At 69.5% G+C, this 7,557-nt stretch carries 7 protein-coding genes; all 7 read left to right on the top strand.

The genetic code is table 11. The features are described 5' to 3' along the window. Positions 1-232 precede the first annotated feature (232 nt). Positions 233-1,396 (top strand): hypothetical protein, encoded by a 1,164-nt coding sequence (locus tag KUTG_RS27585; protein ID WP_052395488.1) that lies wholly within the window; start codon positions 233-235, stop codon positions 1,394-1,396. Positions 1,397-1,497: 101 nt separating this feature from the next. Beyond that, a complete protein-coding gene (locus KUTG_RS27580) occupies positions 1,498-2,661 on the top strand; it encodes a hypothetical protein (protein WP_157494802.1) in 1,164 nt (387 codons plus the stop codon). Beyond that, entirely contained in the window at positions 2,612-3,316 is a 705-nt protein-coding gene (locus KUTG_RS27575) for a GNAT family N-acetyltransferase (protein WP_043720811.1), read from the top strand. The genes KUTG_RS27580 and KUTG_RS27575 overlap by 50 nt, the downstream gene beginning before the upstream one ends. Further along, a complete protein-coding gene (locus KUTG_RS56655; protein WP_232240978.1) occupies positions 3,313-3,846 on the top strand; it encodes a lysophospholipid acyltransferase family protein in 534 nt (177 codons plus the stop codon). Before KUTG_RS27575 ends, KUTG_RS56655 begins: the two co-directional genes overlap by 4 nt. A 490-nt stretch (positions 3,847-4,336) precedes the next feature. Beyond that, the gene (locus KUTG_RS27565; RefSeq protein ID WP_052395485.1) at positions 4,337-4,858 is read left to right on the top strand and encodes a DedA family protein; all 522 of its coding nucleotides are present in this window, start codon (positions 4,337-4,339) and stop codon (positions 4,856-4,858) included. 10 nt (positions 4,859-4,868) lie between these two features. Then, the gene (locus KUTG_RS53955) at positions 4,869-6,437 is read left to right on the top strand and encodes an AfsR/SARP family transcriptional regulator (RefSeq protein WP_052395484.1); all 1,569 of its coding nucleotides are present in this window, start codon (positions 4,869-4,871) and stop codon (positions 6,435-6,437) included. A gap of 102 nt (positions 6,438-6,539) precedes the next feature. Beyond that, the coding region (locus KUTG_RS53950) for a tetratricopeptide repeat protein (RefSeq protein WP_198047324.1) at positions 6,540-7,557 on the top strand (1,018 nt) is incomplete at its 3' end.

Raw genomic sequence — 7,557 nt, 5'->3', positions numbered from 1 at the left:
AGCCGGACCAGCACCCCGCCGGTGACCAGCACCAGCGCGGTGACGACAACGCCCGCGACGACACGCTTGTTCACTTCTGATCACTCCCGTACCTCGGTGTAGACCGGTGACCTTGCCCACTCGGCCCGGCGCGGGCAATGCGGCTCACCCACTCGATCGGGTGGTATGCGCCTGATCTCGGTTCGGCCGAAACGGTGGAATCGGCGTTGACGAGCGTTCATGCTCTCGAACCATGAGCACCAAGGGCTGGTCCGTGGCACGCGTGCGCGAGCTGTGGTCGCTGTACTGGACGCGGGGGACCGCGGGCCGGGAGACCCCGGCCGAGCTGGTCTCGATCATGTATGCCTGGTGGTTCATCGCGCTGGCGCTCAAGCTGCTCGGCGGCTCGTGGGACATCTCCTGGCACTTCTGGACCATTCGCGACAATCTCGCGCCGCCGCACGACCTGAACACCGTCGGCACGGCGATCGCCGTGGTGCTGGTGCTGTTCCACACCTACACCGGCTACGCCGCCGACAAGGCCACGCTGCGCTGGATGCAGTGGGGCACGGGCCTGTTCCTCATCGCCATCCCGATCGACGTGGTCAACCACACCGTGAACGGGTTGGACATCACCACCTGGAGCCCGTCGCACTCGCTGCTGTTCATCGGCACCGCCGGCATGCTCATCGGCGTGGCCATGGGCTGGCACCGTTACGCCGCCCGCGGCCGCTGGTTCGCGCCGGGTCTGATCGTGCTGCTGACGCTGGTGTTCGAGGACTTCTGGTTCCCGAACGAGCAGCAGGAGTACGGCGTGCTGGAGATCGCCTCCTGGGACGCGAATCCGGGTCATCCCTACGCCAACGACGAGCTGCTGAAGTTCGCCTCGGACCAGATCCACCAGCCGATGGGCCGGGCCGGGGTCGTGCACTTCTCGCTGCCGATGCCGGACTGGGTGTACCCGGTGTGGGGCCTGGGTGTCTGCGTGCTGCTGTTCGCCATCGGCCGGCAGATCGTGGGCCGTCGCTGGACGGCGACCGCCATGGCCGGCCTGTACGTGGGCTTCCGCTCGGTGCTGTGGCTGGTGTTGACGGCCACCACGTTCCCGCCGTCGGCGGTGCCGTTCTTCCTGCTGGGCGCGGGCGTGGTGATCGATCTGGTGTTCCTGATCCCCATGTCGAAGTGGCTACGGCCCTTCGTCGGGGCCGTCGCCGTCACCGCCGTGGCCTACGGCCTGTTGTTCGCCCAGTCGGTCCTGCTCGCCGCCCCACCCCGTGCCGACTGGACCCCGCCCCTCTGCGCTGCCCTCCTGGCCCTCCTCTGGCTGGCAGCAACTTTCATCACCCGGCGAGTCCCGCTCTCGGGCAACCATGCGTCGACTTCCGGCGAGTCACGCTCTCCGGCACCCCGAATGTAGGTTTCGAGCAGCCGACCCTGAAGGTCACGGGGGTTTCCCCTACCCCCACTGGGGGCCATTACCTATTCACGCGGGCCGCCTTCCTCGCGACGATGGTCGGCATGAGGGGAACACTGCAGCGCATCGGTCCACTGTGGACGCGCGGCGAGCCGGGGAGGGCCACGCCGCCGGCCGTGACGGTCGCGCTGTACACGTCCTGGCTGGTGGCCCTGGCGTTCAAGACGCTGGGCGCCAGCTGGGACGTGGCCTGGCACTTCAAGTGGATCCGGGACACCACCGCCCCGCCCCACATGGTCAACTTCCTCGGCACCGGCATCGCGGTGGCCCTGGTGCTGATCCACACCTACACCGGCTACGGCGTCGACCGCCGGTCGCTGCGGTTCCTCCAGGTCGGCATGGGCTCGTTCCTGGTGACGATCCCGATGGACATCGTCAACCACACGGTCAACGGCCTCGACCTGACCGCGTGGAGCGTCACCCACGTGCTGCTCTACACCGGCACCACCGTGACCCTGGCCGGCCTGATCATGGCCTGGAACAAGCAGTTCCCGCGATCCCACCGGTTCTACCGGATCGGCTTCGCCGCGCTGTGGCTGTCCATGATGGAGAACCTGTGGTTTCCCAACGAGCAGCAGGAGTACGGCGTGCTGTCGCTGGCGGCGTGGGACCGCGGCCAGACCTATGCCGAGCCGGAGCTGTTGCAGTTCGCGGCGGCGCAGATCCACCACCCGGTCGACCGGGCCGCCGTCGAGCACTTCTCGCTGGGGCTGCCGGAATGGCTCTATCCGGTGTGGTGCGTGCTTTCCGCGACGATCGCGCTGATGCTGGCCAAACGGTTCCTGCGTGGGAGGTTCACCGCCACGCTCATCGCCGCCGCCTACGTCGGTTACCGCACGTTGGCGCTGGGATTCATTGCCGGCATGGGCTTTCCGCCCTACGCGGTGCCGGTCTGGGCGCTGGCCATCGGCGTCGCCGTCGACCTCGCGTACCTGCTGCGAGCACCGCTCACGGCCGTGGTGCTGGCCCCGGGCCTGGCGTATCTGGCTCTGTGGGGCCAAAGCGTGCTCCTGGTGGCGCCGCCGTCGGATCTCCGCTCGGGCCCGGTGGTCGTCGCGGCGCTGCTGCTGGCGCTGGCCGGCATCGGGGGGTTAACCCCCGTCGGAATCGGGTGGACGCCGCCTGTCCGCGCCACGCGGTCACGGACACGCTGGCAGCATGGGGAAAACAGCAACGCAGGCGCGCTACTCGGTAGCGGTCGCCGATGACGCGGACACCGTCCGCGCGGCCCAGCGGCTGCGCAACGAGGTGTTCGGGCTAGACCGCCCCGGCGGTCTGGACATCGATCCGTTCGACGAGTTCTGCGACCACATCGTCGTCCGCGCGACGGACAGCGGCGAGGTCGTCGGCACCTACCGGCTGCTGCCGCCGGGGCGGACGGATCGGCTCTACTCCGAGGGGGAGTTCGACCTCGGCGCGCTGCGAGGGGTGCGTGCCGATGTCGTGGAGGCCGGTCGCTCCTGTGTGCATCCTGCCCACCGGAGCGGCGCGGTCATCACCCTGCTGTGGGGCGCGCTGGCCCGGTACGTGCTGCTGTCCGGGCATCGCTGGCTGGCCGGCTCCGCGTCGGTGTCGCTGGCCGACGGTCCGGACCTGGCCACGACGGCCTGCACCCGAGCCGCCGAGCATCTGTCGCCGCCGGAGCTGCGAGTGCGGCCTTACCAGCCGTGGACGCCACCAGGTCCGCCTTCGTGTCAGCCGCCGCTTCCGCCGCTGCTCCAGGGCTACCTGCGGCTCGGCGCCTGGGTGTGCGGGCCGCCGGCCCACGACCCGGACTTCGGCACCGCCGACCTGTTCGTGCTGCTGTCCATGGACCGGGTGCATCCGCGGTACCTGGAGTTCTTCCTGGCGGCGCGGGGATGACCGCCTGGCTGCCTGTCTCGCCGTGCACCCCGCGCTGCGCGACTTCCCCGACGCCGCCGGTGTCCCCGGCCCGAGCAGCGGCCCGGGCGATCAAATCCCTCGGCCCGATCGTGCGCCGCGACGCCGCCGGTCTGCTCAGGGCCCTGGACGTGCGGCTGACGTCCACCGTGGACCGGCTCAGCGCCGATCGCGGCACGCTGGTCGTGGCCAATCACGTGTCCTGGCTGGACATTCCGGCGCTGCTGGCGGTCGAGCCGTTGCGGCTGCTGGCCAAGCGCGAGGTGGCGGACTGGCCGCTGATCGGGGGCATGGCCCGGCGAAGCGGGACGATCTTCATCGAACGTGACAACATACGTTCACTGCCCGTTACTGTCGCCCGGCTCGCCCACGTCTTACGTTCGGGGTGTTCCGTTCTCGTCTTCCCGGAGGGAACCACCTGGTGTGGCAGGGAAATGGGGGTGTTCCGGCGGGCCGCGTTCCAGGCCGCGCTGGACGCTGACGCGCCGGTCCGTCCGGTGACCATCAGTTAGCGCGCCGATCGCGGCGTACGTCGGGGACGACACCCTGGTCGCCTCACTGGCCCGGGTCGCCCGTGCCGCCGATCTCGGCGTGCACCTCACCGCACATTCCTTTGTGCGACCGGCGAGAGCTGGCCGCGGCGGCGAGGCGGTCGTCAGGGCCCGGCAGCCCAGCGGTAATTACATAGCAAAGGACATTAAGTCTCCCTATGTAACCTCACCACGACTTAAGGCTCGAGACGCCGATACTAATTTGACGACGGATGTCTTGTTCGCGTACAAAAGCATTTGATTCCTTGTACACGGCAGTATCGTGCACTTGGCTCTTGAGGGCTCTCAGGCTGAGCGAGAGGACAGGATGAGACGCAGGGTAAAGCGCGTTAGCTTGTTACGAGATGCGGCGCGCATTGCACAGGTACCAAGCAAGATTTAGACTGCCGAAGGCCACTCGGTGGAAGATAGGTGTCTAATGTACTCTGCCATGCTTACCACATCGGCTGATATGCCACCCCCCAGCGAGACCACGGTCGTACTGGTCGGCGTCCTCATCGCGCCCAGCGTCACCGGCCTCGGTCAGCTCGTGCTGGTCGCCGCCGCCGGTGCCTTCGCCGGCGACACCGCCGCCTACTACTTGGGCCGCGGCACAGGCAACGCCGTGCTGAACCGGATCATGCGTCGCGAGCGTGGCATCCAGGCCCGGGAATGGGCCCAGCGCCAGCTCGAACGTCGCGGACGGTTACTGATCATCTTCGGCCGCTACGTGCCCGGCGGCCGCGCCGCCACCCTCGCCACGGCCGGCGCCCTCGGCTTCTCGCCGTCCTGGTTCCTGCCCGCGGAAGTGGTGGGCGTGCTGCTGTGGGGAACCCAGGCCGCGCTCATCGGATTCATCGGCGGCAGCACGTTCCAGGACCAGCCGCTGATCGGCATGGCCTTCTCTTATGGATTTGTCGTCCTTGTCGTGATCGGTTCCGCCATAACCCACCGCATTCGTCACGCCGGCCTTACACTGCGAGGTCGGCGTTGAACGGGGGGCCATGGCAGGCTTCGATTTCCGGGTGCTCGGGCCGTTGGAAGTCGGTTACGACGGCATCGCGGTCACGGTGGGCTCGGCCCGCCAGCGCACCCTGCTCGCCGTCCTGCTCATGCGGGCCAACCAGGTCGTTTCGCTGGACGAACTGGTGCGCTACGTGTGGGAGGAGCACCCGACGACGGGTGCGCGGACCACGGTGCAGAACTATGTGATGCGGCTGCGCAACACGTTGTCCGGAGCCGGTGGAACATCGCCGATCATCACCGCGTCGGATGGTTACCTGATCTCCGTCGCCGAGTCCGAACTCGATGTCTGGCGGTTGCGTGAGCTGGTCGCACAGGCCCGTGCCGCGGAACCGGAATTGGCGTCCAAGCTGCTGACCGAGGCCCTGGATCTGTGGCGCGGAAATCCGCTGGCCGACATCCAGTCGGAGACGCTGCGGCGGGAGGTGGCGCCCCGGCTGACCGAGCAGCTGCTGTCGGCCACCGAGCTGCACGTCGACGTCGAGCTGGGGCTGAGCCGGCACAACGCGATCATCGGCGAGCTCCGCGATCTCACCCTGAGTAATCCGCTGCGGGAGCGGTTCTGGGCTCAGCTCATCACTGCCCTGTACCGCTGCGGCCGGCAGGGCGAGGCGCTGCAGGCGTTCCAGGATGTCCGCCGGGTACTGGCCGAGGAGCTCGGCATCGACCCCGGCCCGGAGCTGGTGGAGCTGCACAGACAGGTGCTGGCCGGCGACCCCGCCCTGACCGCGCTGGCCACCCGCCAGCCGCTGCCGCGCCAGCTGCCTCCGCCTGCCGGCGGTTTCGTCGGCCGCACCGCCGAACTGCGCGCCCTGGACCAGCTCCTCGACCGCCGGCCCGGCATCGCCGTCATCACGGCCGGCGGCGGCTTCGGCAAGACGTCCCTGGTGCTGCGCTGGGCCCACGACCGCATCGACCGCTTCCCCGACGGCCAGCTGTTCGTGAACCTGCGCGGCTTCGACCCGTCCGGCCCGTCGATGTTGCCGACCTCCGCGGTCCGCGGCTTCCTGGAGGCCTTCGGCCTGACGCCCGCGTCCATGCCGGCGGAGCCGGACGCGCAGATCGCGCTGTACCGGAGTCTGGTGGCGGACAAGCGAATGCTGATCGTGCTGGACAACGCGTCGGACTCCAGCCAGGTGCAGCCGCTGCTGCCGGGCAGCCCCGGCTGCACGGTCCTGGTGACCAGCCGCAGCCGGCTCAGCGGCGTGATCATCGCGCACCAGGCGACGCCGGTGGCGCTGGACGTGCTCGGCGAGGACGAGGCCCAGGAGCTGCTGACGGACCAGCTCGGCGCGCAGCGGCTGACCGCCGAGCAGGCCGCAGTGGCCGAGCTGTGCGCCGGTCTGCCGCTGGCTCTCAACATCGTCGCCGCGCGTGCGGCCAAAAAAAACGGACTTTCCGCTGGCCGCGTTGGCCGCGGAGGTCATGGACGCCCGGCTGGACGCGCTGGACGCCGGCGAGCTGTCGGCCAACCTCCGCGCCGTATTAAAAAAGTTCCTACAACGCCTTGGGCAGCGCCGCGGCCGAGATCTTCGGCCTGCTCGGCCTGACCACGGGGGCAGACATCGGCCTGCCCGCGGCGGCGTCGCTGACCGGGCTGCCCGTGCAGCGGGTGCGGAACCTGTTGCGGGAGCTGGAGAATTCGCGAACTGGTGACCGAGCACGCGCCCGGCCGCTACCGGATGCACGACCTGGTCCGCTGTTACGCCGCCGAGCGTGTCCTGCCCGGCCCGGCGCGCCGGGCGGCGATGGCCCGTCTGCTCGACTTCTACCTGCACACCGCGCATTCCGGCGAGTTGCGGCTGTACGAGCACGGCCAGCCGATCCAGCTGGCCCCGCCCGAGCCGGGCACCCAGCCGATCGCGCTGGCCGACCATCTGGCGGCCAAGGCGTGGTTCGACGCGGAATATCCCAACCTGCTGGCCACCTTGCGCACCGCCGCCCAGCAAGGACGGCACCAGGCGGTCTGGGTGCTGGCCTGGTCGATGGCCAGCTATCACTGGCGCCGCAGCCGGCTGACCGAGGATCTGGCGTTCTGGCGGGCGGCGCTGATGGCCACCGAGGCCATCGGCGAGCATGTGCTGACCGCCCGCCGGTTCCTCGGCCGCGCGCTGACCCGGCTCGGCCTGTCCGAGGAGGCGCTGGAGCAGCTGACGACCGCAGCCGAGAACGACGACCCGCACGAGCGGGCGCAGGCGTTCCACACGCTGGCCTGGTACTGGGAGCGCAATGGCGACGACAGTGCCGCGCTGGCCAACGCGCAGCGGGCGCTGACGCTGTTCGAGCAGCTCGGCGCCAAAGCCAGCACGGCCAAGGCCTACAACGCCGTCGGCTGGTACTTGGCCCGGCTGGGCGACTTCGAGCACGCCCGGCAGCACTGCGAGCGGGCGCTGGAGCTGTCGAGCGAGCGGGAGCCCGAGGTCCGCTACGGGCTCTACGACAGCCTGGGCTTCATCGCCCGCGAGGCCGGGGACTACGCGTCGGCCCGCGAGTACTACCAGCGGGGGCTGGCCCTGATCCGCGAGATGGGCAACATCTACGAGGAGCCCAACGTCCTGGTGGACATCGGCCAGGTCAGCCTGCGCAGCGGCGATGCCGACGGGGCCCGGCGCAGCTGGCTGGAGGCCAGCCGCACCTACGCCGCGCAGTCCCGCCTGAACGAGGTCGAGC

It is taken from the genome of Kutzneria sp. 744, assembly GCF_000568255.1.
Lineage (GTDB): Bacteria > Actinomycetota > Actinomycetes > Mycobacteriales > Pseudonocardiaceae > Kutzneria.
The sequence above is the reverse complement of the archived record's forward strand: the minus strand, read 5'-3'. Positions and strand labels throughout refer to the sequence as shown.